The 24,269-nt window shown below is 71.5% G+C and carries 26 protein-coding genes; 14 read left to right on the top strand and 12 right to left on the bottom strand.

Features of this window, described 5'->3' with window-relative positions; translation table 11 throughout:
• Nucleotides 1-25: 25 nt before the first annotated feature.
• The 4 genes from ACEY2A_RS10260 to ACEY2A_RS10275 form a co-directional block, all read right to left on the bottom strand.
• Nucleotides 26-826: an ABC transporter permease gene (locus ACEY2A_RS10260; protein ID WP_374928480.1), complete on the bottom strand. Its 801-nt coding sequence runs from the start codon at nucleotides 824-826 to the stop codon at nucleotides 26-28.
• The gene (locus ACEY2A_RS10265; protein ID WP_374928481.1) at nucleotides 823-1,737 is read right to left on the bottom strand and encodes an ABC transporter permease; all 915 of its coding nucleotides are present in this window, start codon (nucleotides 1,735-1,737) and stop codon (nucleotides 823-825) included. The genes ACEY2A_RS10260 and ACEY2A_RS10265 overlap by 4 nt, the downstream gene beginning before the upstream one ends.
• Entirely contained in the window at nucleotides 1,730-2,683 is a 954-nt protein-coding gene (locus tag ACEY2A_RS10270) for an ABC transporter ATP-binding protein (RefSeq protein WP_374928482.1), read from the bottom strand. The genes ACEY2A_RS10265 and ACEY2A_RS10270 overlap by 8 nt, the downstream gene beginning before the upstream one ends.
• Nucleotides 2,684-2,778: 95 nt before the next feature.
• A complete protein-coding gene (locus tag ACEY2A_RS10275) occupies nucleotides 2,779-3,033 on the bottom strand; it encodes a hypothetical protein (RefSeq protein WP_374928483.1) in 255 nt (84 codons plus the stop codon).
• A 25-nt stretch (nucleotides 3,034-3,058) separates the two neighbouring features.
• Here ACEY2A_RS10275 and ACEY2A_RS10280 point away from each other — a divergent pair, with 25 nt between their 5' ends.
• Together ACEY2A_RS10280 and ACEY2A_RS10285 are read left to right on the top strand one after the other, a co-directional pair.
• Entirely contained in the window at nucleotides 3,059-3,355 is a 297-nt protein-coding gene (locus ACEY2A_RS10280; protein WP_374928484.1) for a hypothetical protein, read from the top strand.
• A gap of 24 nt (nucleotides 3,356-3,379) precedes the next feature.
• Nucleotides 3,380-4,186 (top strand): PIG-L deacetylase family protein, encoded by an 807-nt coding sequence (locus ACEY2A_RS10285; protein ID WP_374928485.1) that lies wholly within the window; start codon nucleotides 3,380-3,382, stop codon nucleotides 4,184-4,186.
• Between the two features lie 25 nt (nucleotides 4,187-4,211).
• On the opposite strand, the gene ACEY2A_RS10290 is transcribed toward ACEY2A_RS10285, so the two are convergent.
• A complete protein-coding gene (locus tag ACEY2A_RS10290; protein ID WP_374928486.1) occupies nucleotides 4,212-4,586 on the bottom strand; it encodes a type II toxin-antitoxin system VapC family toxin in 375 nt (124 codons plus the stop codon).
• Between the two features lie 5 nt (nucleotides 4,587-4,591).
• A complete protein-coding gene (locus ACEY2A_RS10295; RefSeq protein WP_374928487.1) occupies nucleotides 4,592-4,816 on the bottom strand; it encodes a hypothetical protein in 225 nt (74 codons plus the stop codon).
• 156 nt (nucleotides 4,817-4,972) lie between these two features.
• On the opposite strand from ACEY2A_RS10295, the gene ACEY2A_RS10300 reads away from it, so the two are divergent.
• From ACEY2A_RS10300 to ACEY2A_RS10310, 3 genes are read left to right on the top strand one after another with little or no spacing between them, the layout of a single operon-like run.
• On the top strand, nucleotides 4,973-5,572 hold the full coding sequence (locus tag ACEY2A_RS10300) for a LemA family protein (RefSeq protein WP_374928488.1): 600 nt from the start codon (nucleotides 4,973-4,975) through the stop codon (nucleotides 5,570-5,572).
• On the top strand, nucleotides 5,569-6,561 hold the full coding sequence (locus tag ACEY2A_RS10305) for a DUF3137 domain-containing protein (RefSeq protein WP_374928489.1): 993 nt from the start codon (nucleotides 5,569-5,571) through the stop codon (nucleotides 6,559-6,561). Before ACEY2A_RS10300 ends, ACEY2A_RS10305 begins: the two co-directional genes overlap by 4 nt.
• A 44-nt stretch (nucleotides 6,562-6,605) precedes the next feature.
• Nucleotides 6,606-8,195, top strand: coding sequence for a methyltransferase (locus ACEY2A_RS10310; protein ID WP_374928490.1), 1,590 nt, complete (start codon nucleotides 6,606-6,608; stop codon nucleotides 8,193-8,195).
• Nucleotides 8,196-8,252: 57 nt separating this feature from the next.
• On the opposite strand, the gene ACEY2A_RS10315 is transcribed toward ACEY2A_RS10310, so the two are convergent.
• The 3 genes from ACEY2A_RS10315 to ACEY2A_RS10325 all read right to left on the bottom strand — a co-directional run bounded on the left by ACEY2A_RS10315 (nucleotide 8,253) and on the right by ACEY2A_RS10325 (nucleotide 10,982).
• Nucleotides 8,253-8,804 (bottom strand): hypothetical protein, encoded by a 552-nt coding sequence (locus ACEY2A_RS10315; RefSeq protein WP_374928491.1) that lies wholly within the window; start codon nucleotides 8,802-8,804, stop codon nucleotides 8,253-8,255.
• A 315-nt stretch (nucleotides 8,805-9,119) separates the two neighbouring features.
• Nucleotides 9,120-9,734: a dihydrofolate reductase family protein gene (locus ACEY2A_RS10320; protein WP_374928492.1), complete on the bottom strand. Its 615-nt coding sequence runs from the start codon at nucleotides 9,732-9,734 to the stop codon at nucleotides 9,120-9,122.
• Nucleotides 9,735-9,785: 51 nt separating this feature from the next.
• Nucleotides 9,786-10,982 (bottom strand): Fic family protein, encoded by a 1,197-nt coding sequence (locus ACEY2A_RS10325; protein WP_374928493.1) that lies wholly within the window; start codon nucleotides 10,980-10,982, stop codon nucleotides 9,786-9,788.
• 162 nt (nucleotides 10,983-11,144) lie between these two features.
• On the opposite strand from ACEY2A_RS10325, the gene topA reads away from it, so the two are divergent.
• The 3 genes from topA to ACEY2A_RS10340 all read left to right on the top strand — a co-directional run bounded on the left by topA (nucleotide 11,145) and on the right by ACEY2A_RS10340 (nucleotide 14,824).
• Nucleotides 11,145-14,036 (top strand): type I DNA topoisomerase, encoded by a 2,892-nt coding sequence (gene topA, locus ACEY2A_RS10330; protein WP_374928494.1) that lies wholly within the window; start codon nucleotides 11,145-11,147, stop codon nucleotides 14,034-14,036.
• A gap of 96 nt (nucleotides 14,037-14,132) precedes the next feature.
• Complete coding sequence (locus ACEY2A_RS10335; protein WP_374928495.1) at nucleotides 14,133-14,420, top strand: AbrB/MazE/SpoVT family DNA-binding domain-containing protein; 288 nt, start codon at nucleotides 14,133-14,135, stop codon at nucleotides 14,418-14,420.
• On the top strand, nucleotides 14,417-14,824 hold the full coding sequence (locus tag ACEY2A_RS10340; RefSeq protein WP_374928496.1) for a PIN domain-containing protein: 408 nt from the start codon (nucleotides 14,417-14,419) through the stop codon (nucleotides 14,822-14,824). The genes ACEY2A_RS10335 and ACEY2A_RS10340 overlap by 4 nt, the downstream gene beginning before the upstream one ends.
• An 80-nt stretch (nucleotides 14,825-14,904) precedes the next feature.
• Here the strand turns inward: ACEY2A_RS10340 and ACEY2A_RS10345 are convergent, their stop codons facing one another.
• Together ACEY2A_RS10345 and ACEY2A_RS10350 are read right to left on the bottom strand one after the other, a co-directional pair.
• A complete protein-coding gene (locus tag ACEY2A_RS10345) occupies nucleotides 14,905-15,315 on the bottom strand; it encodes a hypothetical protein (RefSeq protein WP_374928497.1) in 411 nt (136 codons plus the stop codon).
• 124 nt (nucleotides 15,316-15,439) lie between these two features.
• Nucleotides 15,440-16,525, bottom strand: coding sequence for a GNAT family N-acetyltransferase (locus tag ACEY2A_RS10350; RefSeq protein WP_374928498.1), 1,086 nt, complete (start codon nucleotides 16,523-16,525; stop codon nucleotides 15,440-15,442).
• Nucleotides 16,526-16,697: 172 nt separating this feature from the next.
• On the opposite strand from ACEY2A_RS10350, the gene ACEY2A_RS10355 reads away from it, so the two are divergent.
• The 3 genes from ACEY2A_RS10355 to ACEY2A_RS10365 are packed head-to-tail and all read left to right on the top strand — an operon-like array spanning nucleotide 16,698 to nucleotide 19,195.
• A complete protein-coding gene (locus tag ACEY2A_RS10355) occupies nucleotides 16,698-17,072 on the top strand; it encodes a YciI family protein (protein WP_374928499.1) in 375 nt (124 codons plus the stop codon).
• Complete coding sequence (locus ACEY2A_RS10360; protein WP_374928500.1) at nucleotides 17,072-18,379, top strand: RNA polymerase sigma factor; 1,308 nt, start codon at nucleotides 17,072-17,074, stop codon at nucleotides 18,377-18,379. Before ACEY2A_RS10355 ends, ACEY2A_RS10360 begins: the two co-directional genes overlap by 1 nt.
• 9 nt (nucleotides 18,380-18,388) lie before the next feature.
• The gene (locus ACEY2A_RS10365) at nucleotides 18,389-19,195 is read left to right on the top strand and encodes a MerR family transcriptional regulator (RefSeq protein WP_374928501.1); all 807 of its coding nucleotides are present in this window, start codon (nucleotides 18,389-18,391) and stop codon (nucleotides 19,193-19,195) included.
• On the opposite strand, the gene ACEY2A_RS10370 is transcribed toward ACEY2A_RS10365, so the two are convergent.
• Nucleotides 19,183-20,364 (bottom strand): trans-sulfuration enzyme family protein, encoded by a 1,182-nt coding sequence (locus tag ACEY2A_RS10370; RefSeq protein ID WP_374928502.1) that lies wholly within the window; start codon nucleotides 20,362-20,364, stop codon nucleotides 19,183-19,185. The two genes, ACEY2A_RS10365 and ACEY2A_RS10370, sit on opposite strands and share 13 nt — an antisense overlap.
• Nucleotides 20,365-20,690: 326 nt before the next feature.
• Here ACEY2A_RS10370 and ACEY2A_RS10375 point away from each other — a divergent pair, with 326 nt between their 5' ends.
• The 3 genes from ACEY2A_RS10375 to ACEY2A_RS10385 all read left to right on the top strand — a co-directional run bounded on the left by ACEY2A_RS10375 (nucleotide 20,691) and on the right by ACEY2A_RS10385 (nucleotide 24,256).
• The gene (locus tag ACEY2A_RS10375) at nucleotides 20,691-22,097 is read left to right on the top strand and encodes a hypothetical protein (RefSeq protein ID WP_374928503.1); all 1,407 of its coding nucleotides are present in this window, start codon (nucleotides 20,691-20,693) and stop codon (nucleotides 22,095-22,097) included.
• Nucleotides 22,098-22,174: 77 nt separating this feature from the next.
• A complete protein-coding gene (locus tag ACEY2A_RS10380; protein ID WP_374928504.1) occupies nucleotides 22,175-23,695 on the top strand; it encodes an aldehyde dehydrogenase family protein in 1,521 nt (506 codons plus the stop codon).
• Nucleotides 23,696-24,256 carry a DUF779 domain-containing protein gene (locus ACEY2A_RS10385; protein ID WP_374928505.1) on the top strand — a complete coding sequence of 187 codons (561 nt, stop codon included), beginning with the start codon at nucleotides 23,696-23,698 and terminating at the stop codon, nucleotides 24,254-24,256.
• Nucleotides 24,257-24,269: the final 13 nt, after the last annotated feature.

Consider the following 24,269-nt stretch of genomic DNA (forward strand, 5'->3'; position numbering starts at 1 on the left):
GTCCGCCACCGCCCCGACCAACCGGTCAGCGGAGGAACAGCGTCCGCAGCCGCACCGCGGCGAACCAGATGCCGAACACCGACATCGCCACGAAGTACAGCGCGTGCCCGGCCACGGCCCAGGTCAGCTCACCGAAGGCCAGGTGCCGCATCAGCTCCACCCCGTGCCACAGCGGCATCGCCTTGACCACCCACTGGATGGCCGTGGGGAACACCTCCACGGGGAACAGGGTGGCGCTGAACAGGAACATCGGCAGCAGCACCAGCTGCACCAGGTCCATCTGCTGGAAGCTCTTCAGGTAGCTCGTCACCGCCATCCCCAGCGCCGCGAAGCCCAGCGCGATGAGCAGCGCCACCGGCACCATCAGCACGGCCCACCATGAGGTGACCAGCCCCATCGCCGTCATCACGCCCATGAACCCCAGCGCGTACAGCAGCCCGCGGATCAGTGCCAGCACGATCTCCCCGGCGGCCACGTCCAGCGGCCCCAGCGAGGTCTGCAGCATCCCCTGGTACAGCTTGGCGAAGCGCAGCTTGAAGAACACGTTCCAGGTGGAGTCGTAGACCGCGCCGTTCATGGCCGAGGTCGCCAGCAGCGCCGGGGCGATGAAGGCCGCGTACTCCACGGTCCGCCCGCCGGGGCCGGTCACCTCGCCCACCAGCCCGCCGAGCCCGTAGCCCATGGCCAGCAGGTACAGCACCGGCTCGAAGAAGCCCGAGACCATCACCAGCCAGTTCTGCCCGGCCATCACCTTGAGCCCGCGCTCCACCACGGCGCGGATGTTGCCGCCGTAGAGGCCGCCCAGTCGGTTCGTCGGCGCGCTCATCCGTTCAACCTCCGCGCGAAGATCCGCCGCGCCACCAGCAGTCCGATGAGGGTGAGCACGGCCAGGAAGCCCACGTGCAGTGCCGCTCGGGCCCAGCTGAGATCGGACCCGTAGGCCGCCCAGCGCGCCAGCTCCGTCCCGTGCCAGATGGGGGAGATCCACCCGATCCACTGCAGGAACCACGGCATGGTGGACAGCTCGAAGAAGGTGCCGGCGAACAGGAACATCGGCATCACGATGAAGCGCTGCACCATGGCGAACTGGTAGCCCTCGGACTCCAGCGAGGCCGCGTACGCCAGCAGCGGCGCCCCGAAGCCCCCGGCCGCCAGCACGGCGATGGGCACGCACAGCCACGCCCACCCGGACTCGATGGCCCCGAAGACCCACATGATCCCCAGGAAGATCGCGGCCTGGATGACGAAGCGCAGCATCACGCCCACGAACTGCCCCTCGGCGATCTGCTGCGGCGTCACCGGGGTGGCGTGCGGCCCGTGGTACAGCCGCTCCCACTTGAACCCGGCCATCACCGGGTAGGTGAACTCCCCGGCCGCGGACATCACCACCGTGGAGACCAGCAGCGCTGGCGCCACGAAGGTCAGGTACTCCACCCCATCGACACCCCCGGCGCCGGAGTCCACCAGCGTGCCCAGGCCCACCCCGAGCGCCAGCAGGTACAGCAGCGGCTCGGCGATGGCGTACACGAGGATCGACTGGGCCCACGCCTTGGCGGTGATCATCCAGTACTCCACGTGGTACCACCAGCCCCAGCGGCGGGCGCGCCGCGCCATCTGCGCCGGTGGTGGCACCCGTCCGGAGGACGCCAGGTGCCGCAGGCTCGCGAGGTCGTCCCCGGTGCTCGATGCGGTGTGCCCGCCCGCCGTCGCCCCGCCCGGTGCGCTGTGCTCAGTCAACGAGCGTCCGTCCGGTGAGGTGGAGGAACACGTCCTCCAGCGAGGAGCGACGCACCAGGGAGGTGACGGGTTCGAGCCCGCGGGAGGTCACCGCATCGAGGGCTGCCTCGGCGTCGTCGGCGTAGAGCAGGATGCGGTCGGGGAGCACCTCGGTGCGCTCACCGAGGGACTCCAGCTGGCCCACCACCTCGGCGTTGCGGTCGGCGCCGAAGCGCAGCTCGAGCACCTCGCGGGTGGAGTAGGTGCGGATCAGCTCGCGGGGTGAGCCCTCGGCCCTGATGGTGCCGTGGTCCACCACGATCAGGCGGTCGCAGAGCTGCTCGGCCTCATCCATGAAGTGGGTGGTGACCACGAGGGTGACGCCCACCTCCTTGAGGCGGAACAGCCGGTCCCACAGCACGTGGCGGGCCTGCGGGTCCAGGCCGGTGGTGGGCTCGTCGAGCAGCAGCACCTTGGGCTCGTTCACCAGCGAGCGGGCGATGGTGAGGCGCCGCTTCATGCCGCCGGAGAGGTCGTCGACCTTGCTCCTGGCCTTCTCGCTGAGCTGCGCGAACTCCAGCAGCTCGTCGGCCTTGGGGCGCAGGTAGCTCCACGGCAGGCCGAAGTAGCGGCCGTAGACCATGAGGTTGTCGCGGGCGGTGAGCTCGGTGTCGAGGTTGTCCTGCTGCGGCACCACCCCGAGGGTGGCGCGCACCTCGGGGCCGTGGGTGTCGGGGTCGAGTCCGGCGACCTCCATGGTGCCGCCGGTGCGGTTCAGGGTGCCGCCGATCATCCGCATCGTGGTGGACTTGCCGGCGCCGTTGGGGCCCAGCAGGCCGAAGGACTCACCGGGCGCGATGTCGAAGTCGATGGCGTCCACGGCCGTGAAGTCGCCGTAGGTCTTGGTGAGTCCACGGGCGCGGATGACGGGGGCCGATGAGGCAGCGGCGGATGCGGGGGAGCTCACCGGGGCATCGTGCCACGCACGCGGGGGCGGGGCAGGTCTCTTTTCGGTCACGGTGTGCTGGTTCGGATGGACGGGAAGGTCGCGAGGGAGTGTGCTCACGCCATGAGAATGAATCGGGCGGGTGTGTGGGGACAGGCGGGGTTCGTGGCCGTGGCGTTGGCGCTCGCGGGGTGCACGGCGGACGAGGGATCGGATTCCGAGACCTCGCCGAGCAGCACCTCGTCGAGCAGCACCTCGTCGAGCAGCACCTCGTCGGCGCCGTCGAGTGCGCCGGTATCAGGTACGCCGTCCTCCTCCGCGACTGAGCCGTCGCCCTCCCCCTCGAGCGGTGACGCGGAGGCCTCAGCCATCACGCCCGAGGAGCTGACGGAACACGTGGCCCGCCTGGCGACCGAAGCACAGGGGTACAGCCAGACCGGTATGACCGCGGCCGCGGTGGGCCCCGGCAGCTTCGACATGTCCGGCGGTGACGGGATGAGCCTGCAGTGCTTGGGCACGGGGAGTATGTGGGTCCTTGTCGAGGGTGAGCAGGCGGGCGGCGTCGACTGCGGGCGGGCGCTGGGGAACAGCATCGCCAACATCAGCGGTGGGCCGTTGGAGGGTGCCGGCGAGGTGACCGTGGACGTCGCCGAGGACGCCACCTGGGCGGTGGTGGTCACCCAGACCCAGTGAGGCGCCCGTGCCAGACTTCCGCGCGTGACTGAGCCCGCCACCCCGCTGACCGTCGTGTTCCTGCACGCCCACCCCGACGACGAGGCGTCCCAGACCTCTGGCACCCAGCGTCTGTTGGCCGATGCGGGGCACCGCGTGGTGGTCGTCTACGGCACCAACGGCGACCACGGCATCGCCCCGGAGGACCTCGCGCCCGGGGAGACGGTGGTGGACCGCCGCCGCGCCGAGGCCGAGGCGTCCGCGGAGGTCACCGGCACCCGGGCTGTCCACTGGCTGGGGTACGCCGACTCGGGGATGACCGGCTGGGAGCAGAACGCCCACGAGACGTCCTTCCACAGCGCCGACCCCGCCGCCGCGGGGCTGAAGCTGGCGAGCATCCTCGATGCGGAGGACGCCGACGTGCTGGTGACCTACGACTGGCACGGCGGGTACGGCCACCCCGACCACGTGAAGGCCCACCAGGTGGCGCACGTGGCGGCCGATGCGGCAGCGCGCCGCCCCCGGCTGCTGGAGAGCACCATGAACCGCGACCGGATGCGGGCGAGCTTCGAGCTGGCGCGTGAGGCCGGCATCGACGACATGGACCCCGACGCCCCGGCGGACGACGGCAACCCGTTCGGCGAGCCCGAGGCGAACATCCACTGGGAGGTCGACACCTCATCGGTGCTGGGGGCCAAGCGGCGGGCGCTGGAGTGCCACGCCAGCCAGACCAGCGACGTGGGTTTCATGCTCGCGCTGCCCGAGGAGGCGTTCGCGGCCTGGTTCGGGCGGGAGTTCTACATCGAGCCGGGGCGGGAGCCGGGCATGGTCCTGGGTCGCTGGTGGGAGTGAGCGAGCCTCGCGGAGCCGTCCACCCTCAGGGGACGGAGGCGATGTGGGGTGCCGCCGCAGCCAGGCGCTGGTCGAGAGTCACCAGCGGCGCGTCGCTCACCTCCGCCAGGGCGACGTACAGGGCGTCGTAGGCGCTGAGGTTGTGGCGGAGCTCCCACGCGGCGGTCATGAGTTCCTCGAGGGGCACGAGGTCCACCCCGAGCTCGGTGTACTCGCGCAGGGCCACGCGCGCCTCGACGTCGCTCAGGTGACCACCCAGTGACCACCCCCGGACCACAGAGGTGACCTCGGCCGGCAGGTGCGCGGGTGCGATGAGGTGCTCCTCGCCCACCCGGGCGGCGACCCGTTCGGCTGCCGGGGTGCCCAGCAGGAGCTCCGCCACGGCGGAGGCGTCCACCACGAGCGTCATCGTGCAGGGCGCTCGGTGGAGAGGACCTCGGCGGCCGGGGGGAGGTCCCGGACCCCGCGGGTGCGGATCCGCGCCAACAGTTCCGCGCGGCTGGGGCGTTCGGCGATCTGCTGGAGCTCGCGGAGCAGGTAGTCGCTGAGGGAACGCCCCTCCAGAGTGGCTCGTGCCTTGAGCGTGCGGCTCAGCTCCTCCGGGACGTTGCGGATCTGGATGGTTGACATGCAACCAGTACACCAGACATGCACAGTGCATGCACATGGCGGTGGGGTGGGGTGGCCGGGCATGGTCTTGGTTCGCTGGTGGGACGCCTGAGCGCTGGGGGCTCAGTTACCGTGCCAGCAGCGTCGGGCCAGGGCGGCCCGGCGGGAGGGAGAACCATGGACTTTCTGATCTGGGTCGTTCCGGTGCTGCTGATCGCCCTGGTCGTGCTGGTGATCGTGCTCTACAACCAGCTCGTCGGGGCCCGCAACGCCATGCGGCAGGCCAAGCACGGCATCGAGGTGGCGCTCACCCAGCGCCACGACCTGCTCACCAAGCAGATGCAGGTGGTGCCCGCCGCCGTGCAGGCGGAGCGTTCCTTCCAGGAGCGGGTGGTGGAGCTGCGGCAGGCGCGCCCCGGCGAGGGCCAGTCCGTGCCGCAGCTGGAGGACGCCGACCGGGCCATGGACCGCGCCCAGCAGGCCGTCCGGGTGACCGCCGAGGCGTACCCGGAGTTCCGGGCGAACGCGTCGTTCGTGGAGCTGCAGGAGTCCGTGCAGTACGTGGAGGAGCAGCTGGCCGCCGCCCGCCGCAGCTTCAACGGGGCCGTGGCCCGGCTGGACGACCGCCGCCAGATGTTCCCCTCCAACATCGTGGCCGGCATGTTCGGGTTCGGGACCGAGCCCATGTTCCGTGCGCAGGAGCACGAGCGGGCGGACGTGGACCTCTCCGGGCTGCGGGGCCAGGTCGGCGGTGAGGCGTCCGGGAGCGGCCAGTGATCCGACTGCCCGAGCCCGGACCCCTGGTGGACTCGATGGGGGTGGACACCGAGGCGCTGCGCGCCGAGCGGGACCGTGCCGGGCGTCTGCTGCGCCGGGGCAAGTACGCCTTCATCGCCGCCTTCGCGCTGCTCTTCCTGGTGCAGCTCTCCGGCATGTCCGGCGCCGTGGACTTCACCACGGTGCTGCCCCTGTTCCTGGGTGGGGTCATGATCCTGATGGTCCTCGGTGGACTGGGCTGGTGGTTCGTGCGTCGCTCCACCAAGCCGGTCGAGCAGCGTCTGGACACCGAGCTGGTGGGGCCGCTGCTGCGCACCTACGCCGCGGAGGTTGACCGCCTGAACGGCACCACCGGCGGCCACCTCCAGCTGGCGAGGGCCGATGAGGGGCTGCTCCGCCGCATCGAGGTGGTGGACACCGGTGACACCATCCACACCGACGACGCGGTGGAGGGCGTGCTGGCCGGGGAGCCGCTGCGCATCGGGGAGTACAAGGTCACCGAGACCCAGGGCAGCGGCGACAACCGCAACACGGTGACGCTCTTCCACGGCACGGTGGCCGAGGTGCGCACGGCACGCCCGGTCTCCTCCACGTTGCGGATCGTGCCGCGGTCCCAGCAGGGCTTCACCGGCGCCGGGCTGTTCTCCGGCAAGGGTGTTCCCCTGGAGAACCCGGCCATGGGCAAGAGGTTCAAGGTGTTCACCGACCACCCGCAGGAGGCCTACTTCGCCCTGCCGCAGACGGTGCAGGAGCAGCTGGTGGACCTCGCTGCGCGCCACGGCGGGGGCCTGGGGCTGCGTGCCGAGGGGGACTGGCTGCACGTGGGTCTGCACCACGACGGTGGGGTGTTCGACGTGAGCCTCACCTCCCGCAAGCCCCTGCGGGAGTGCCTGGAGACGATCGTCGAGCAGCTCAACGACACGGTGCACACCGCATCGTTGCTGGGCGCCTGGGGTGGGCGGATGGAGCGCCCGGACGTCCTGCGATGAGGGTCCCCTCGCCCCGATCCCGGTGAGCGGGGCACGATGGGGGCGTGACCTCATCGCACCCCGCACAGCCCGGCCCTGACGCCGCGCAGCCCACCCACTCGCGCCCCGCCTCGCCCCCGGCACCCCGACGGGTGGGGACCGACGGGCAGGACCTGGCGCCCCTCATCGGGGCCCTGCGGGACGACCTGCGCGCCGCGGACTACACGATCGACGGCATCCACGCCGCGATGGGGGAGACGGCCGCCGCCGCGCTGGGCCGCGAGCAGCCGCTGCCGGCCGACCTGGCCACCCGGGGGCGCCCCGAGCCGGCCGCCCTGCTGACCCGCCTCCTGGGCCTGGGCCTGCCGCTGACCCGCGATGAGGTGGACCTCGCCCTGCCGCAGGTGGGCGCCGCGGGGCTCGAGCAGCTGGGCCTGGCCACCAGCGACGGTGACGCGGTCCGCATCGTGGTGGACCTGCGCCCGCACGCCACGGAGCACGACGAGTGGTGGGTGGTGTCCGACCTGCCCGAGTTCGCCCAGCGCGGCCCGCTGCCGACCGACCACGTGCTCGGCATCGGTGGCGCCAGCGCCACCCTGGCGGCGTGGACGCCGCGCCCCGAGGTGGGCCGGGCGCTCGACATCGGCACCGGATGCGGTGTGCAGGCGCTGCACCTGACGCACCACGCCGAGCGGGTGGTGGCCACGGACATCTCGCAGCGGGCGCTGGAGTTCGCGCGCTTCACCTGTGCGCTGAACGGGGTGGAGCTCGACCTGCGGTTGGGCTCGCTCACCGAGCCGGTGGACGATGAGGTGTTCGACCTCATCGTGTCCAACCCGCCGTTCGTCATCACGCCCCGCGCCGACGGGGTGCCCGTGTACGAGTACCGCGACGGCGGGGTGGAGGGCGACGGCATCACGTCCGGGTTGATCGGGCAGGTGGCCGCGCGGCTGGCGCCCGGTGGGATGGCGCAGATGCTGGGCAACTGGGAGTTCGGGGCCGGTGAGGACTGGCGTGATCGGGTGCGCCCGTGGGTCGAGGCGGCGGGGGTGGACGCGTGGGTTGTCCTGCGGGAGGTGCAGGACCCGGCCGAGTACGCCGAAACCTGGGCGCGCGATGGGGGCCACACCCCCGGGGACGGCGAGTACGAGGCCATGTACGCCGCGTGGTTGGACGACTTCGCGGCGCGCGGCACGGCATCGATCGGGTTCGGGGTGATCACCCTGCACCGGCCCGAGACCGAGCGGGAGCCGTGGGTGGCGCTCGATGAGGCGCGCGGCCAGGTGGACGCGGCGATGGGGCCGCACGTGCTGGCGGGGGTGCGCGCGCGGTCGTGGCTCGCGACGGCATCGGACGACGACCTGCTGGACACGCGCTGGCGGTACGCCGAGGACGTGACGCAGGAGCGGTACTACGCCAAGCCGGGCGACCCGGACCCGCACGTGGTGCTGATCCGGCAGGGCGGCGGGCTGCGGCGGGCGTTCCAGGTGGACTCGGTGACCGCCGGGCTGGTGGGCGTGTGCGACGGCGACCTCACGGCGCGGCAGGGGCTGGCCGGCATCGCGGTGCTCACCGAGGCCGACCAGGGTGACCTGGCCCGGCAGGTGCTGCCGGTGCTGCGTGACCTGGTGGCCGACGGGCTGCTCGTGCGCTGAGGCGGGGCGGCGTGGGGGCTCCTCCCGCGAGCGCGGGAAGAGCCCCCACGTGTCCGATCAGCTGGACTGCGTCAGCTGCGACAGCTCCTGCGTGGTGGCCTCGAGCGACGTGTTCGCGGAACCGGACTGAACGGCCACGTTGCGTGGACCATCGGTGGTGCGCTCCCAGATGCCCTCGTCGAAGGTGATCACGTACTCCTGGTCCACCTCCTGGGGTCCCTCGAAGGCCGTGAGTGCGAGTGTGTACTCGCGCGACGGGTCCAGGATGCCCGGCAGCTCGGACACCTCTGCTGTGCCATCACCGGTCTGGCGAACCTTCACCGAGGTGCCCACCAGCTCGGGCACCGAGGAGGCGGTGACCTCAAACGTGGACCGAGTGAAGGGAATGCCGTTGACGTCCAGGAGCTCACGATCCGTGGCCCGGCCGGTCACAAAAGCATCAGCCTTGTTCTCGATGTCCTGAATGGTGTCGGCCGTCTCCACCTTGCTCACCGCGACCGTTCCCGAACGCGATGGTTCGTCGGCCGCCATGCCGTCGCTGGTCCGGTCGTTGTTGCAGCCTGCAAGCCCCACCAGCAGCACGGCGGCGACGGGGACAATGCCTCTCATGCCTCTCATGCCTCTCATGCCTCTCATGCCTCTCATGCCTCTCATGCCTCTCATGCGAAAGGAATGATTCATGTCACACGCATACTCTCGCGAATCTCTCATCCTGTATCCAGAGCCAATTCATGGGGGATGTCGTGGTGCTGCTGGCTGATTTGTCGCTGCCGTAGCGATCGCCCGGGTCGTCGGTAGCCCAGCTGCGGGTCCCTGCGTGTCACCTCGCGGGATGGTCAGACGCCCTCTTCCTCGCGGATCTGGTCCACGAGTTCGTTGGTCACCGGCTTGCCAGGGCGGGTGAGGACGGGGAAGCCGGTGCTGTCAGTGAGATCCCCCCGGGTCCACAGATCCCAGGGCAGCGCCGCCTCGCGGCTCGGGGCCGACCACCGCGAAGCGCATGGCCGTGAACTGGCCGTCGCGCTCCAGCGCCTCTCGGTGCAGTCGCAGCCGCCGCGGCAGCAGCGGCTTCCCGGCGCCGAGGGTGACGGGCACCTGGTGCACCCACACGGTGTCGAGCAGACCCGCATCGGCGAACTGGCCCGCGAGGTCACCCCCGCCGAGCACCCAGACGTCCTTCTCACCGGCCGCCTCCACCAGCTGCGGGTGCAGCGCGGCGACGTCGCCGCTGCCGCGCGTCACCCCATCGATGGGGGTGATGTCCCGGTGCGTCATCAGCCAGGTGGGCTGCTCGTACGGCCAGGTGAAGTCGCCGCCGTCCTTGGTCAGCTCGCGCTCGAGCCAGGCGTAGCTGGACGCGCCGAGCACGATGGCGCCGACGTTCTCGGCGAAGCGGTCGAAGTCCAGCGAGTCGCCGTCGCCGTACCGGCCGCCCGGGTCGTCGGCGTGGCCCGGTGTGGAGAAGAGCCACGAGAGGCTCTCGGCGTCGTCGGCGATGAACCCGTCCAGGCTGGTGGCGGTGCAGTAGATCGTGGCCATGGGCCCACCCTGCCGGCGACCACCGACAACCTGCGGCCCAACCCGGGAGCGTCAGGTACCCGAAGTGCGCCGGCCGCTCCGCTCGGCGAACCGGTCCAGGGCCTCCAGCGCCTCGGGTGCGCGCCACACGATCCGTCGCCCGTCCTGCGACATGCGCGACTCCTTGAGGATTCCCGCCTCCACGAGGGGATTCACGGCCCGCCGCACGTGGGGCGCTGCCAGACCCAGACGCTCCTGGACCAGCTCGGCGGTCACCACCGGCCGCTCCCGCAGCAGATCCACCAGCCGCCAGGCCACCGCCTGGGGGCGCGCACCGAGCCGGTCCTGCCACCGGGTGTGGATCTCCACCAACTCTGCGACGAGCACCCGGGCCTCCAGCGTCCCGCGCAGGGCTGCGTGGGCCATGCGCTCCACGATGGGACCCGGGTCCCCGATGCGGTACGCGTCCAGTGCGTCGAAGTAGCGGCTCGTGTCCGTGAGCAGGCCAGCCGAGACCGGCACCGTCACCCGGCGCGTGAGTCGCTTGGCGCGCAGCATCGCGTGGACGAGTGCTCGCCCGGTGCGGCCGTTGCCGTCGGTGAAGGGGTGGATCGTCTCGAACTGGGCGTGAGCCAGGGCGGCATGTGCGAGCACTGGCAGGTCATCCCTGCGCATGAAGACGACCAGGTCCTCGATGAGGCCCGGCACGCGCTCGGCGGTGGGCCCCACGTGCGCGGCGCCGAACGGCCCGAGGTCCGAACCGCCCACCCACACCTGCTCCCGACGCCACTGCCCGGCCTGTGGGTCCACGCCGCCCAGGAGCGTCGCGTGCATGGACAGGAGTGCCGCGGCATCGGGCTCGCTGGCCGGCTCGATGGCCTCCACGAGGGCCGCCGTGTTCTGGGCGATCTCCGTGGCGTTGCGGCGGGACCGGTCGCCGACCTCGGCGGCGAGGATCGCCTGGGCGCTCGCGGTGAGGTGTTCGATGCGGGAGGACGCCGCCGCCTCGGAGCGCAGGAGCAGCCCGGCGTAGGGGGCGAGCGCCAGGGGAGACTCCGCATCGAAGCGGGAGATCTCGGCGGTGATGTCATCCAGGTCGGCGAGCAGCGGGGCCGGCGGCGTCCACGGTGCCTCGGCGATCGACGGCGGGACGGTGGCCTCAAAGGTCGGGCGGAGCTCGGACCGCTGGCGGCGGGTGAGGTGCTCGGTGGGCAGGGTGGAGACCCACGGGAGCGTCTCGTGAGCGACCGGGGGCCAGGGTGCACTCATGGAAGAAAGTTACCAGTTTGGGTGAAAGTGGTAACTATCCCCGTCACGCCGCCCGTGCGACTACTACCCCCGGTCGTGGGCTACGGTGGCGCCCGTCGGCCCGGGCGCCGCAGAGCGGTGACGATTCCACCGCACGCCCACCCGACAGTGAGGAGTCCGCACGTGGCAGCCAAGGGCAGCAAGCTCGTGATCGTGGAGTCACCCACCAAGGTGAAGTCCATCGGCCAGTACCTGGGGGACGAGTACCGCGTGGAGGCCTCCGTCGGCCACATCCGGGACCTCCCCACGCCCTCCGAGCTCCCCGCGGACATGAAGAAGGGCCCCTACGGCAAGTTCGCCGTCGACGTGGACAACGGCTTCGACCCGTACTACGTGGTGGACCCGGACAAGAAGAAGAAGGTCACCGAGCTCCGCAAGGCCCTCAAGGAGGCTGACGAGCTCTACCTCGCCACCGATGAGGACCGCGAGGGCGAAGCCATCGCCTGGCACCTGCTGCAGGCGCTCAAGCCCAAGGTGCCGGTCAAGCGCATGGTCTTCCACGAGATCACCAAGGACGCCATCCAGCACGCGGTGAACACCACCCGCGACCTCGACGACCGCATGGTCGACGCCCAGGAGTCCCGCCGCATCCTCGACCGTCTCTACGGCTACGAGGTCTCGCCCGTGCTCTGGCGCAAGGTCAAGCAGGGCCTGTCGGCCGGCCGCGTGCAGTCCGTGGCCACCCGCCTGGTGGTGGAGCGCGAGCGCGCCCGCATGGCCTTCCGCATCGCCTCCTACTGGGACGTCGAGGCCGACCTCGCCCCCGCCGGCGACCAGCAGTTCACCGCCCGCCTCACCGGCCTCGATGGGGTGCGCGTCGCCACCGGCCGTGACTTCACCGATGCGGGGCAGCTCAAGTCGGGCGCGCAGGTCACCCACCTGGCCGAGGCCGACGCCCGGGCCGTCGCGCAGGGCATCGAGGCAGCGACCGTCACCGTCACCGACGTCAGCGAGAAGCCCTACACGCGCAAGCCGGCCGCGCCGTTCATCACCTCCACGTTGCAGCAGGAGGCCAGCCGCAAGCTGCGCCTGGGCTCCAAGGACGCGATGCGGGTGGCGCAGCGGCTGTACGAGAACGGCTACATCACCTACATGCGTACCGACTCGACCACGCTGTCGCAGTCGGCCATGACCGCGGCCCGCCAGCAGGCCCGCGACCTGTACGGCGCGGACTACGTGCCGGACTCGCCGCGCTTCTACGGCAAGAAGGCCAAGGGTGCGCAGGAGGCCCACGAGGCCATCCGCCCCGCCGGCGACACCTTCCGCACCCCGGCCCAGGTGGCCGGTGAGCTGCGCGGCAGCGAGTACGCCATGTACGAGCTCATCTGGAAGCGCACCGTCGCCTCGCAGATGGCCGACGCCAAGGGCTCCACCGCGACCGTCCGCATCGGGGCGCCGCTGTCCGGCGTGCAGGTCGGTGGTGCGCCGGTGCGCCAGGCCGAGCTCACCGCATCGGGCACGGTCATCACCTTCCGTGGCTTCCTCGCCGCGTACGAGGAGGGCCGCGATGCGGAGCGCTACAGCGGCGGCGACCAGGCCGCCGCGGGTGAGGGTGGCAGGTCCGGCAAGGGTGCCAAGGAGGTGCGCCTGCCCAAGATGAGCGCGGGGCAGGAGCTCACCGCATCGCGAGTGGAGGCGCTGGGGCACGAGACCTCCCCGCCGCCGCGCTACACCGAGGCCACGCTGGTGAAGGCGCTGGAGGAGAAGGGCATCGGTCGCCCGTCCACCTACGCCGCCACCGTCGGCACCATCCAGGACCGGGGCTACGTGCGCACCAAGGGCAACGCGCTGGTGCCCACCTGGCTGGCGTTCGCCGTGACCACGCTGCTGGAGAAGCACTTCCCCACGTTGGTGGACTACGACTTCACCGCGTCCATGGAGGAGGGGCTCGACGCCATCGCCGCCGGGGAGGAGGACCGCGTGGTGTGGCTGCAGCGCTTCTACTTCGGTGATGAGGCGTCGTCGGCCACCGGGCTGCGCTCGCTGGTGGAGGACCTGGGGGAGATCGACGCCAAGGGTGTCTCCACCATCGACATCGGCGACGGCATCGTGGTGCGCGTGGGCCGGTACGGGCCGTACGTGGAGGAGATCGCGCCGGCCGGCACCGACATGACCACCGGGGAGGTGCCGGAGGCGGCTTCCCAGGGTTCGGGTGACGGAACGGGCGCCGCGGCGGGTGAGGTCGAGGAGGCCAAGCCGCTGCGCGCGAGCATCCCCGACGACATCGCGCCCGACGAGCTGACCCCCGCGATGGCGCGTGAGTACCTGTCCGAGGCCGCCTCCGACGGGCGCGTGCTGGGACAGGACCCGGAGACGGGCCGCGACGTGGTGGCCAAGACCGGGCGCTACGGGCCGTACGTGTCCGAGGTGTTCACCGACGAGGACGTCGCCCGTTTCGAGGCCGAGGGCAAGAAGACCACCGGCCGCGGCAAGGACCTGGTGAAGCCGCGGACGGGTTCGCTGCTGGCCTCCATGGACGTGCGGACCGTGACGCTCGAGGACGCGCTGAAGATCCTGTCGCTGCCGCGCGTGGTGGGCACGGACCCCGAGAGTGGTGCGGAGATCACCGCGCAGAACGGCCGCTACGGGCCGTACCTGAAGAAGGGCACGGACTCGCGCTCGCTGGCCAGCGAGGAGCAGATCTTCGAGGTGACCCTCGAGGAGGCGCTGAAGATCTACTCCGAGCCCAAGCGGCGTGGGCGCTCGGCGGCCAACCCGCCGCTGGCCGAGTTCGGTGAGGACCCGGTGTCGGAGAAGAAGGTGGTCATCAAGGACGGCCGGTTCGGGCCGTACATCACCGATGGTGAGACCAACGTGACCGTGCCGCGCTCCATGCGTCCCGAGGACGTCTCGGAGCTGCAGGCCTTCGAGATGCTCGCGCAGAAGCGGGCCGAGGGGCCGAAGAAGAAGCCGGTCCGGAAGAGCTCGGGCACGACGCGCAGGAGCACGGCGGCCAAGAAGCCGGCGGCGACCACCCAGCGCACCGTGAAGGCGGGGTCCCGCAAGAAGGCCTGACGCCGCCATGGCCGCCTCCCGGCAACCTGCCCTGGGCTGACGGGAGGCATTGACCCCCGACCCACACCTCCTTACTCTGGGGTAAGGAGGTGTGCCATGGTGGGAGCAACGATGACCAGCAAGGGGCAGGTGACCGTGCCCAAGGAGGTGCGGGACGCCCTGCACCTGACCACCGGGTCACGGCTGGTGTTCGAGGCGGCGGCGGACGGTGCCTACCTGGTCCGGGCGGTGCGTGATGCGGACTCGCTGGCCGGGATGGCGGGGCGTCTGCGACGGCAGGGCCCGCGGGTGTCCCTCGAGCAGATGGACGAGGCGATCGCCGCCGGGGCGGCCGAGGTGGGCGCAGTCGAGACTGGGGCGGCCGGGGCGGGGACGGCCCAGTGATCGGCCTCGACACCACCGTGCTCGTGCGCCTGCTGGTGGATGACGACGAGGAGCAGTCCGGCCTGGCGCGCGAGCTGGCAACCGCCGTGACTCCTGCCGCTCCCGCCTTCGTGTCGTTGGTGGTGTGGGTGGAGAGCTACTGGGTCCTGCACCGGGCCTACGGCATCGCGCCGGATGAGGTGCTCGAGGTGTTCGAGGAGCTCGCCGGCCGCGACGAGGTCCTCAGCGAGAACCCGCGGGCCGTTGCTCACGCTCTGCGGGCGGCGCGGGAGGGGGCTGACTTCGCCGACGCCCTCATCGACGCCTCGGCGCAGCAGGCCGGCTGCGAGGTCGTGGCGTCGTTCGACCAGAAGGCGCAGCGGGCCCTGGGGTGGTCGTCCCCCGCGGACCTCGTGACCGGCTGAGTCAGGGCCGTTGCCCATGCTCTGCGGGGCGTGGGAGGGGTCGACCTCAGCGGCGCCCGCATGGACAGTCCGGAGGCGGATCAGCGCAAGCCGCTGCCACCCCAGCCCCCGTTGTCCCGGGCAGGTCGGGGGAGCGGGTCGTCTTCGGCCTGGGGCAGCCCTGCGTACGGGGGTGTGTCGTGGGCTGCCTGGCGTCCGTCCACCGTCAGGGGCACCACCCGGTAGAGCTCCAGCCAGTTGCGGTACCCGAAGGGGCGGCCGTCCGGCAGGGGCACGTTGCCGCGGCGGATGCGGTACTGGTGGAACGCCTCGAAGGTCGCCTCGTCCGGGTCGGGGATGCTCACGTCGTCGAGCTGGCCCTGGCGCACGAACTCCCGGGACTCCTCGCGGGTGGCCCGGTCAGCGGGGCGGCGGATCGCGAAGGCCAGCAGTGCCTTGATGGCGAAGACCACCACCGGTGCCAGGAGCATGAAGAGCAGGATGCGGCTCACGTCCACGACCCACCTGCCTTCCCGGGGTGCGCACCCCATGTCGACCTCTGCCTCGAGGCTAGGGGGAGCCGGATCCCCGGTCCAGTGGCCGTGGCGCGTTGGTGGGAGCTGCGCCGTCGGTGGTTCACGCCACTGGCGGGGCACCCTCCGGGAGCTCCAGGCGGTGGGCGCAGGTGGTCGAGGTGGACCGGTAGCCCAGGGACTCGTACAGCCGCAGGGCGTTGCTGGTGTTCGCGGTGTCGACGCCCAGCCCGGCCGCCTGCAGGCCGTCAGCCGCGAACCGCCGTTGCTGCTCACCCAGCAGCGCCGAGGCCAGACCGCGACCCCGGTGGCTCGGCAGCACCCCGACCAGGTCGCTGTACCCCTCGGTGAAGCCCTGCGGCTCCCAGTCCTGCTCGTAGGCCCCGCCGGTGGCGAACCCGACCAGCTCACCGCTGGTCTCGTCCTCGGCGAGCACGCACCACGCGGGGCGGAAGGTCGACCCCTGGGTCACCTCGGCCCACATGCCGGGGGTCTGCTCCACGCTGCCCCAGTGCTCGGCGAAGGTGGCGTTCCGCAGGGCGAGCACCTCGTCGCTGCGGTCCGGGTCCCAGTCCAGCAGCCGAATGCCCTCCGGCGCCTCCTCGATGGGGGGAGCCACCGCCGCGATCGGCTCCCCCTCGGCGTCGCGCAGCTCCGGCAGGTCCACCAGGGGCGCGGTCATCTCGTGGAAGAAGCGCACCACCGGCAGCCCGGCACGCTCGGCGAGGTGCCGCAGGTCCGTCTGTCCGACGGGGCAGAAGGCCGTCATCGTCAGCGGCCCGAAACCCGGCTCCCGGGTGGCGCGGTCCCATTCGGCCGCGTGCGCCAGCTCCCATGCCAGGACGATCCGCCCGATGCCGCGACCCCGCAGCTCCGGGTGCACGGCTCCGCCCAGGAAGGCGTTCCGCGTGGCGGTCACTGCCCGGTTGAGCCCGCTCCACGCGACCGCCACCATCCGGCCGCCCTCGTCGCGGGCCAGGAGCACGTCCTCGGCGGGGCGGGAGCGTTCCGCGTCCCAGAACTCCAGCAGCTCAGCCTCCGACCAGCGCTCCGGGTCGCGGTCGTGCTCGCGGGTGACGGCGAACAGGCCGTTCAGCTCCGGTGCGTCCTCGCGCTCGAAGGGTGCCCAGGTCAACCCGGGCAGTGCGTCCAGGGCGGCGCGGGCTGCGGTCTCGGTCTGGTTCAGCATGTCCTCATGCAAGCGGCTACCACCGGGGAGCGCCACCGGTTTTCACCGGCATGAACGCCCCGAGCGGGGACGGAGGCTGCGCCGTGCCCACCCAGCCTGCACGGACCTGTCGAAAGTCGGGCCCCTCGATCGTCATGATGGCGACAGACCCGTTCCCCCGAAGGAGCCAGCCATGACCGACACCGACCTCACCCGCTACCTGGTCCTGCTCGTGGACTACGCCGACCCCGCGAAGGACGGATGGGGTGACTTCGACGACGCCGAACAGGCTGCGGTGATGGCCCAGCACGAGGAGTTCGATCGCGCCGTCGCCGAGCACCCCACAGTGACGATCGTCGCCGGCGAGGCACTGGCCGACGGCGAGGACGCCACCGTGTTCCGCCGCCATGACGGGCGCACCGTGCTGACCGAGGGCTCGTTCGCGGAGTCGGTGGAGCAGATCGGCGGCTTCTACCTCATCGATGCGCCCGACCTGGACACCCTCGTCCAGCTGCTGGAGATCATGCCCACCTACGTGATGGAGATCCGCCCGACGGCCGACGTGTGATGGACCCCGTCGAAGCGGCGTGCAGGGACCACTGGGGTCGCCTCCTGGCGATCCTCGTGGCCCGCTGCCGCGATCTGGACCTCGCGGAGGACGCGCTTGCCGATGCGGTGGAGGCGGCGGTGCGCACGTGGCCCGCGCAGGGAACGCCACAGGAGCCGGCCGCGTGGCTGTTCACCGTGGCCCGCCGCCGGCTCGTCGACCTCCAGCGACGCCGCGCCACCGAGGGGCGCAAGCTCCCCCTGCTGGCTTTGGAGGAGTCGCTGGCCCAGCGGTGCCGAGAACGCCCGGCGGAGGACGAGGCCCTCGACGGCGACCTGCCCGACGAGCGCCTGGCCCTGGTGCTCCTGTGCTGCCACCCGGCGCTGGCGCCCGAGCACCAGGCGGCGCTGGCCCTACGCCTCGGGCTGGGCGTCTCCACCGCCGAGGTGGCACGCCTCTTCCTCGTGCAGGAGACGACGATGGCGGCCCGCATCACCCGGGCCAAGCGCCGCATCCTCACCTCGGCCATCCCGCTGGCCCTACCCGATGCGGGCGGGCTGCCGGAGCGGCTCGAGGCGGCAGCCCGGGCCGTCCACCTGGCCTTCAGTGCCGGGTACGCCCCGGGTGAGGGGGAGGACCTGCTGCGGGTGGAGCTCGCGGGGGAAGCCGTCCGGCTCGCCCGGATCCTGCACGAGGCCGCGCCGGCAGACCCGACCGCCCGTGCCCTCCTCGCCCTGCTGCTCCTGCACCATGCCCGCAGGGATGCCCGGGTCGATGCCGCGGGAGACCTGGTGCTGCTCGGGGACCAGGACCGCTCCCTGTGGCACGGCGACGAGATCGCGGCGGGGCTCGGCCTGCTGCAGGGGCCGCCGCCCGGGAGCCCCTTCGGCGCGGAGCTGGTGCTGCAGGCGCAGATCGCGGCGCTGCACGCCACCGCCCCGGCACCCGGTGCGACCGACTGGCCGGCCATCGCCGAGCGCTACCGGCGGCTGGAGCTCCTCACGGGCAGCCCGGTGGTGCGCCTGAACCGCGCCGTGGCAGTGGCGGAGGCAGAGGGGCCCCGTGCCGGCCTCGCCCTGCTGGAGGACTTGGACGAGCACCTCCCGCGCAACCACCGGCTGCCTGCGGTCCGGGCGGAGCTGCTGGCCCGTTCCGGTCGTGTCCGCCAGGCCCTGGCGGCCCTGGACAACGCAGTGTCCCTGTGCCACAACCACGCTGAGCTCCGACACCTGGAACGCAGGCGGGCTGCGCTCGCACCGGAGGACCGTGACGTCGTGCAGGGGGCGCCGCCCACCGCATCGGCCACACTTGACCCTCACGCGACGTGAGGCGGTGACATGGGTGCCATGACCAACCACAACGACCTGACGGTCGGCCAGGTGGCTGAGTCCCTGGGCGTGACGGTGCGCACCCTGCACCACTACGAGGCCGTCGGCGTGGCCGGTGCGTCGCACCGTTCCTCCGCCGGCTACCGCCTCTACTCGCCGGAGGACCTGGCCCGCCTGGAGCGCGTCGTCTTCCTGCGCCGCCTGGGCCTCTCCCTCGAGGACATCACCCAGGTGTCCGATGGGGGCGACGTCGCCACCCGACTGCGGGAACGTCGCGAGGAGGTCATGCGTCAGGTCGAGCAGCTCACCGGGGTGCTCGGCGCCATCGACACGGCTCTGGAGGCCGAGATGAACAGCGACAACACCACGCCCCACGGCTACCGCATCAACCACGACGAGATCCGCGAGATCTTCGGCGAGGGCTACGGGGACAACTTCGACGACTACCAGGCCGAGGCCGAGCAGCGATGGGGTGACACCCCTCAGTGGGACCAGTCCCAGCAGCGCGTGGCCAAGTACTCCAAGGCCGACTGGGAGAAGGTCAAGGCTGAGTCCGACCAGCTCCTGCGCGACCTCGCCGCCGCGATGGATGCCGGCGAGCCGGCCACCGGCGAGCGCGCCATGGATGCCGCGGAGGCCCACCGGCAGCACATCATCGAGTGGTTCTACGACTGCACGCCGGAGATCCACCGCGGCCTCGGCGAGATGTACGTGGCCGACGAGCGCTTCCGCAAGACCTACGAGGACGTGGCCCCCGGCCTTGCCGAGTACGCGCGTGACGCGCACGCGGCCAACGCGGACCGTCAGGAGAGCTGAGCCAGTGCCTGCTCCAGGTCGGCGATGATCGCCTCGGCCGATTCCAGCCCGACCGACAGCCGCAGCACGTCCGCGGCAGGACGGGCGTCGGCCGGCACGGGACGGTGGGTCAGGGCGGCGGGGTGCTGGATCAAAGTGTCCACGCCGCCCAGGCTCACCGCGTGCACGATCATCCGGCACGACTGCGCCACGGTTGATGCCGCCGCGTAGCCGCCGGCCAGACGGATCGCCAGCATCGAGCCGGCGCCACGCATCTGGCGGGCGACCAGCTCCGCATCGGCCCCGGTGGCCAGGCCCGGGTAGTGCACCGCGGCCACCTCCGGGCGGTCGGCCAGCCACCGCGCCACCTCCCCGGCGGTGCGGGTGGCGGCCTCCACGCGCACGGCGAGGGTCTGCAGCCCGCGGTGCGCGGTGTAGGCCGCCTGCGGGGCCATCAGACCTCCGGTCACGGCGCGCACCTGCCGCAGGCGCACGGCCCACTCCGACGTGCAGGCCACGGCCCCACCCAACAGGTCACCGTGACCGCCGATGGCCTTGGTCAGCGAGTGCAGCACCAGTGCCACCCCGTGGTCGGCGGGGTTCTGCAGCACCGGGGTGGCGAAGGTGTTGTCCACCAGCACCGGCACGTCCCCGGCCGCGGCCACGATGGCCTGCAGGTCCAGCAGCTCCAGCGTGGGGTTGGCCGGCGTCTCCACCACCACCAGGCCGGTGCGGTCGGTGATGGCCGACGCAATGCCGTCGGCCTCCACCCAGCTCACCTCGGTGCCCAGCAGCCCGGTGCCCAGGAGGTGGTCGGTGCCGCCGTAGAGCGGCCGCACCGCCACCACGTGCGGCGTGCCCGCGGCCACGCAGGCCAGCAACGATGCAGTCACGGCCGCCATGCCGGACGCGAAGGCCACCGCCTCGTCGGTGTGCTCAAGCTCGGCCAGGGCGTCCTCGAAGCGCGCCACGGTCGGGTTCCACAGCCGCTGGTAGACGAACGACTGCCCCTCGACGGGGCGCCCACCGGTGGCGAGCTGCTCGTACGCCTCGCCCCCCGTCTCGACGTCCGGCAAGGGGGACGTGCTGGACAGGTCGATGGGGGCAGCGTGCACCCCCATCGCGGTGAGGTCGTGGCGTCCGGCGTGGACGGCGGCGGTGCGGGGGTCGTGACCCGTCGGCTGGGGCATCGGCGCTTCCTCTCTGTGGTGTGGGTCACGGTAGATGCTGTGGTGCCGGCCCCGGGGGGCGGGTGTGAATCAGCAACTCCCGCTGGCCCCTCCGCCGGTGACCCCGCCACAGCACTCCCGGCGCGAGTTGCCCTGTGTGCCAGCGCACTCACGATGTGCCCCGCGGTGCTGGGGTGGTGCGGACCACTGGCTGGGCTTCGGTACGGTGCAGGCGGGGGACGACGGGTCCCCAGCACAGGGGCGGTCCAGGCCGGGTCGCCCAGGACGCACACGGAGGGAGGGCGCCCATGCGCCCAGCGGTTCGAGGAGTTCGGGGAACGCGGCGGATGGCACAGGGGGCCGCACTGACTGCCTGTCTGGCGCTGGGGGTGACCGCGTGCAGCGGGGGGTCCGATGAGGGGGAGCAGGAGACGTCCAGTCCCGCCTCCACCAGCACGTCGTCCGAGGAGGGGTCCCCTGAGGGGCAGGACCCGAGCTCCGAGGGTGACGCGTCGTCCGAGGGCGATGCGTCCTCGGAGGGCGACGCCTCCGCATCGGGCAGTGGGGAGTCGGCGTCCTCGGGGGAGTCGGGGGAGTCGGGCGGCGAGTCCAGTGCGCCGTCGGACGAGACCAGCGAGTCGGGTGAGCCGTCCGGCGAGTCCAGTGCGCCGTCGGATGACGCGGGCGAGTCCAGTGCGCCCGAGCCCTCCGAGGAGGCCAGTGAGACCGTTGACGGTGGGGGCGAGGGCTCCGAGGGTGCCAGCGCGTGGGCCAAGAAGGTCCCCGCCGGTGAGGCGCCGCCGCAGTTCGTGGTCATCTCCTGGGACGGCTCGGGCGAGACCCCGCTGGAGAAGGGTGTCTCGCGTTTCCGCACGGCGGCCGACGAGTCCGACGCGACGATGACCTTCTTCCTGTCCGGGCCGTTCCTGGCCACCGGGCCGGAGGTGGCGGAGATGTACGACCCGCCGAAGCACCCCAAGGGCATGCAGCACATCAAGCCGCGGACCGAGCAGATGGTCATCGACACCACCCGCGAGCTGGCCGCCGCCCACGAGGCGGGCCACGAGATCGGCACCCACTACAACGGCCACTTCTGCGGCCCCAAGGGTGGCAACGACTGGTCGGTCGCCGAGTGGCACCAGGAGATGGACGAGTGGTACGAGTTCGTCGAGCGGTGGGAGGGCAAGACCCCCATCGAGGGTGGGACGGCCCTGCCCAAGGGTCTGGCACGGAGCGTCGAGGGTGGGCGCACCCCCTGTCTGGAGGGTGTCGAGAACGCCCAGAAGGCTGCTGCCGAGGACGGCTGGACCTACGACTCCTCCAGCCTCGACGTGGTGCGCTGGCCGGCCAAGGCGAACGGCATCTGGAACATCCCCATGCCCTCGGTGCACATCAAGGGCATGGAGGAGCGCATCGTCCCGGCCATGGACTACAACTGGTTCGCGGCCTTCAACACGTGGGCCCCGGACATGTCCAACGCCGAGCGCGGCCGGGTGATGCAGGCGACCTACGACCGTGAGCTGGAGAAGGCCCTGGAGGGCAACCGGGCGCCGCTGATCCTGGGCAACCACCTGGCGGCCTGGGACGACGGCACCTACCTGGATGCCATGGAGCGCTTCACCCGGGAGCAGTGCGTGCGGGAGGAGGTGCACTGCGTCTCCTTCAAGGAGCTGGTGGACTTCCTGGACGCCCAGGACCCCGAGACGCTGGCCGCCTGGCGCCAGGTGCCCCCGGGCGGCAAGGGCGCTTGGTGAGCTGAGCCCTCTGGTCAGGACCCCGGCGGACGCCTACGCTGTCTGTGACGCACACCACACCCTTTCAGGAGGTCGTCATGACGCAGTACGCCAAGCCGGGGTCCGACGGGTCGGTCATGACCTATCGCGACCAGTACGACAACTTCATCGGGGGGCAGTGGGTCCCGCCCGTGAGCGGTGAGTACTTCGACGACCCCAGCCCCGTCGACGGCCAGGTCTTCACCAAGGTGGCCCGCTCCGGTGAGGGGGACGTGGAGAAGGCCCTCGATGCGGCGTGGAAGGCCGCCGAGACCTGGAACCGCACCACGGTGACCGAGCGGTCGATCATCCTCAACAGGATCGCCGACCGCATGGAGGAGAAGCTGGAGCAGCTCGCCGTCGCGGAGACCTGGGAGAACGGCAAACCGGTGCGCGAGTGCCTGGCGGCCGACATCCCGCTGGCCATCGACCACTTCCGCTACTTCGCGGGTGTCATCCGTGCGCAGGAGGGAACCCTCTCCCAGCTCGATGAGGACACGGTCGCCTACCACTTCCACGAGCCGCTGGGGGTGGTCGGCCAGATCATCCCGTGGAACTTCCCCCTCCTCATGGCCACGTGGAAGCTCGCCCCGGCCCTGGCCGCCGGCAACTGCGTGGTGCTCAAGCCCGCCGAGCAGACGCCGGCCTCCATCCTGTTCCTGATGGAGCTGATCGCCGACCTGTTGCCCGACGGCGTGGTGAACGTGGTGAACGGCTTCGGTGCCGAGGCCGGCAAGGCGCTGGCGTCCAACCCGCGCATCCGCAAGGTCGCGTTCACCGGTGAGACCACCACCGGCCGGCTGATCATGCAGTACGCCAGCGAGAACCTCATTCCGGTGACCCTGGAGCTGGGTGGCAAGTCGCCCAACGTGTTCTTCAGCGACGTGATGGACGCCGACGACTCCTACCGCCAGAAGGCGCTGGAGGGCTTCTCGATGTTCGCGCTGAACTCCGGTGAGGTGTGCACCTGCCCCTCGCGTGCCCTGGTGCAGGAGGACATCGCCGACGAGTTCCTGGACCTCGCGGTGGCCCGGGTGAAGAAGATCCAGCGCGGCAACCCGCTGGACACCGACACCATGATCGGCGCCCAGGCCTCCAGCGACCAGTTCGAGAAGATCACCAGCTACCTGGACATCGGCAAGCAGGAGGGTGCCGAGGTGCTCACCGGCGGCTCGCCCGCATCGGTGGAGGGTCTGGACGGCGGTTTCTACGTGGAGCCCACCATCTTCCGCGGCGACAACACGATGCGGATCTTCCAGGAGGAGATCTTCGGTCCGGTCCTTGCGGTGACCACCTTCAAGGACTTCGACGACGCGATGCGGATCGCCAACGACACGTTGTACGGCCTCGGTGCCGGTGTCTGGAGCCGCAACGGTGCCACCGCCTACAAGGCGGGCCGCGCCATCCAGGCCGGCCGCGTGTGGACGAACTGCTACCACCAGTACCCGGCCCACGCGGCCTTCGGTGGCTACAAGCAGTCCGGCATCGGGCGGGAGAACCACCTGATGATGCTCGACCACTACCAGCAGACCAAGAACCTGCTGGTGAGCTACTCCGACGACCCGGCGGGGCTGTTCTGAGTGGTTGACACCCCACGCCCGAGCACCCTCGGTGGGCACGTCCCGCCGCGGGTGATCGCCCTGCCCGCCGGACTGGACCTGCTGCGCCGGCTCCGCGACCGGCACGGCGGGTTGATGCTGCACCAGTCCGGCGGGTGCTGTGACGGGTCGGCCCCGATGTGCTACCGCGAGGGGGAGTTCCGCGTGGGCCAGCGGGACGTGCAGCTGGGCGTGCTCGACCTCGGGGCCGCGGTGGGTCAGGTGCCCACCGCGCCCCCGGAGGGCGACGACGCGGTGCCGGTGTGGATCTCCGGCCCGCAGTTCTCCGCCTGGCAGCACACCCAGCTGGTGATCGACGCCGTGCCGGGCCGCGGGTCGGGATTCAGCCTCGACGCCCCCGAGGGCGAGCGGCTGCTGACGCGCTCGCGGGTCTTCGAGGCCGAGGAGATGGAGGCCCTGGAGCGTCACCCCGCGCTCACCGGCTCACAGGTCGATGCGGGGGAGCACCCGCCGCTGCCCACCGACCCCGTGGTCGTGGCCGAGGTGGCAGAGGCCTGCCCGTTGCCGCTGCGCCGCGGCTGACCTGGCTTCAGGC

It is taken from the genome of Kytococcus sedentarius (assembly GCF_041937525.1).
Classification (GTDB): domain Bacteria; phylum Actinomycetota; class Actinomycetes; order Actinomycetales; family Dermatophilaceae; genus Kytococcus; species Kytococcus sedentarius_A.

Bases quoted from the DNA above. Each gene is read 5' to 3' on its own strand.
- ACEY2A_RS10325 (WP_374928493.1), bottom strand. From the start codon at position 10,982: ATGAGTGCACCCTGGCCCCCGGTCGCTCACGAGACGCTCCCGTGGGTC.
- ACEY2A_RS10335 (WP_374928495.1), top strand. From the start codon at position 14,133: ATGGTGGGAGCAACGATGACCAGCAAGGGGCAGGTGACCGTGCCCAAG.
- ACEY2A_RS10295 (WP_374928487.1), bottom strand. From the start codon at position 4,816: ATGTCAACCATCCAGATCCGCAACGTCCCGGAGGAGCTGAGCCGCACG.
- ACEY2A_RS10380 (WP_374928504.1), top strand. From the start codon at position 22,175: ATGACGCAGTACGCCAAGCCGGGGTCCGACGGGTCGGTCATGACCTAT.
- ACEY2A_RS10365 (WP_374928501.1), top strand. From the start codon at position 18,389: ATGGGTGCCATGACCAACCACAACGACCTGACGGTCGGCCAGGTGGCT.
- ACEY2A_RS10315 (WP_374928491.1), bottom strand. From the start codon at position 8,804: ATGAGAGGCATTGTCCCCGTCGCCGCCGTGCTGCTGGTGGGGCTTGCA.
- ACEY2A_RS10360 (WP_374928500.1), top strand. From the start codon at position 17,072: ATGGACCCCGTCGAAGCGGCGTGCAGGGACCACTGGGGTCGCCTCCTG.
- ACEY2A_RS10300 (WP_374928488.1), top strand. From the start codon at position 4,973: ATGGACTTTCTGATCTGGGTCGTTCCGGTGCTGCTGATCGCCCTGGTC.
- ACEY2A_RS10320 (WP_374928492.1), bottom strand. From the start codon at position 9,734: ATGGCCACGATCTACTGCACCGCCACCAGCCTGGACGGGTTCATCGCC.
- ACEY2A_RS10375 (WP_374928503.1), top strand. From the start codon at position 20,691: ATGGCACAGGGGGCCGCACTGACTGCCTGTCTGGCGCTGGGGGTGACC.
- ACEY2A_RS10370 (WP_374928502.1), bottom strand. From the start codon at position 20,364: ATGCCCCAGCCGACGGGTCACGACCCCCGCACCGCCGCCGTCCACGCC.
- ACEY2A_RS10275 (WP_374928483.1), bottom strand. From the start codon at position 3,033: ATGGCTGAGGCCTCCGCGTCACCGCTCGAGGGGGAGGGCGACGGCTCA.
- ACEY2A_RS10350 (WP_374928498.1), bottom strand. From the start codon at position 16,525: ATGCTGAACCAGACCGAGACCGCAGCCCGCGCCGCCCTGGACGCACTG.
- ACEY2A_RS10260 (WP_374928480.1), bottom strand. From the start codon at position 826: ATGAGCGCGCCGACGAACCGACTGGGCGGCCTCTACGGCGGCAACATC.
- ACEY2A_RS10355 (WP_374928499.1), top strand. From the start codon at position 16,698: ATGACCGACACCGACCTCACCCGCTACCTGGTCCTGCTCGTGGACTAC.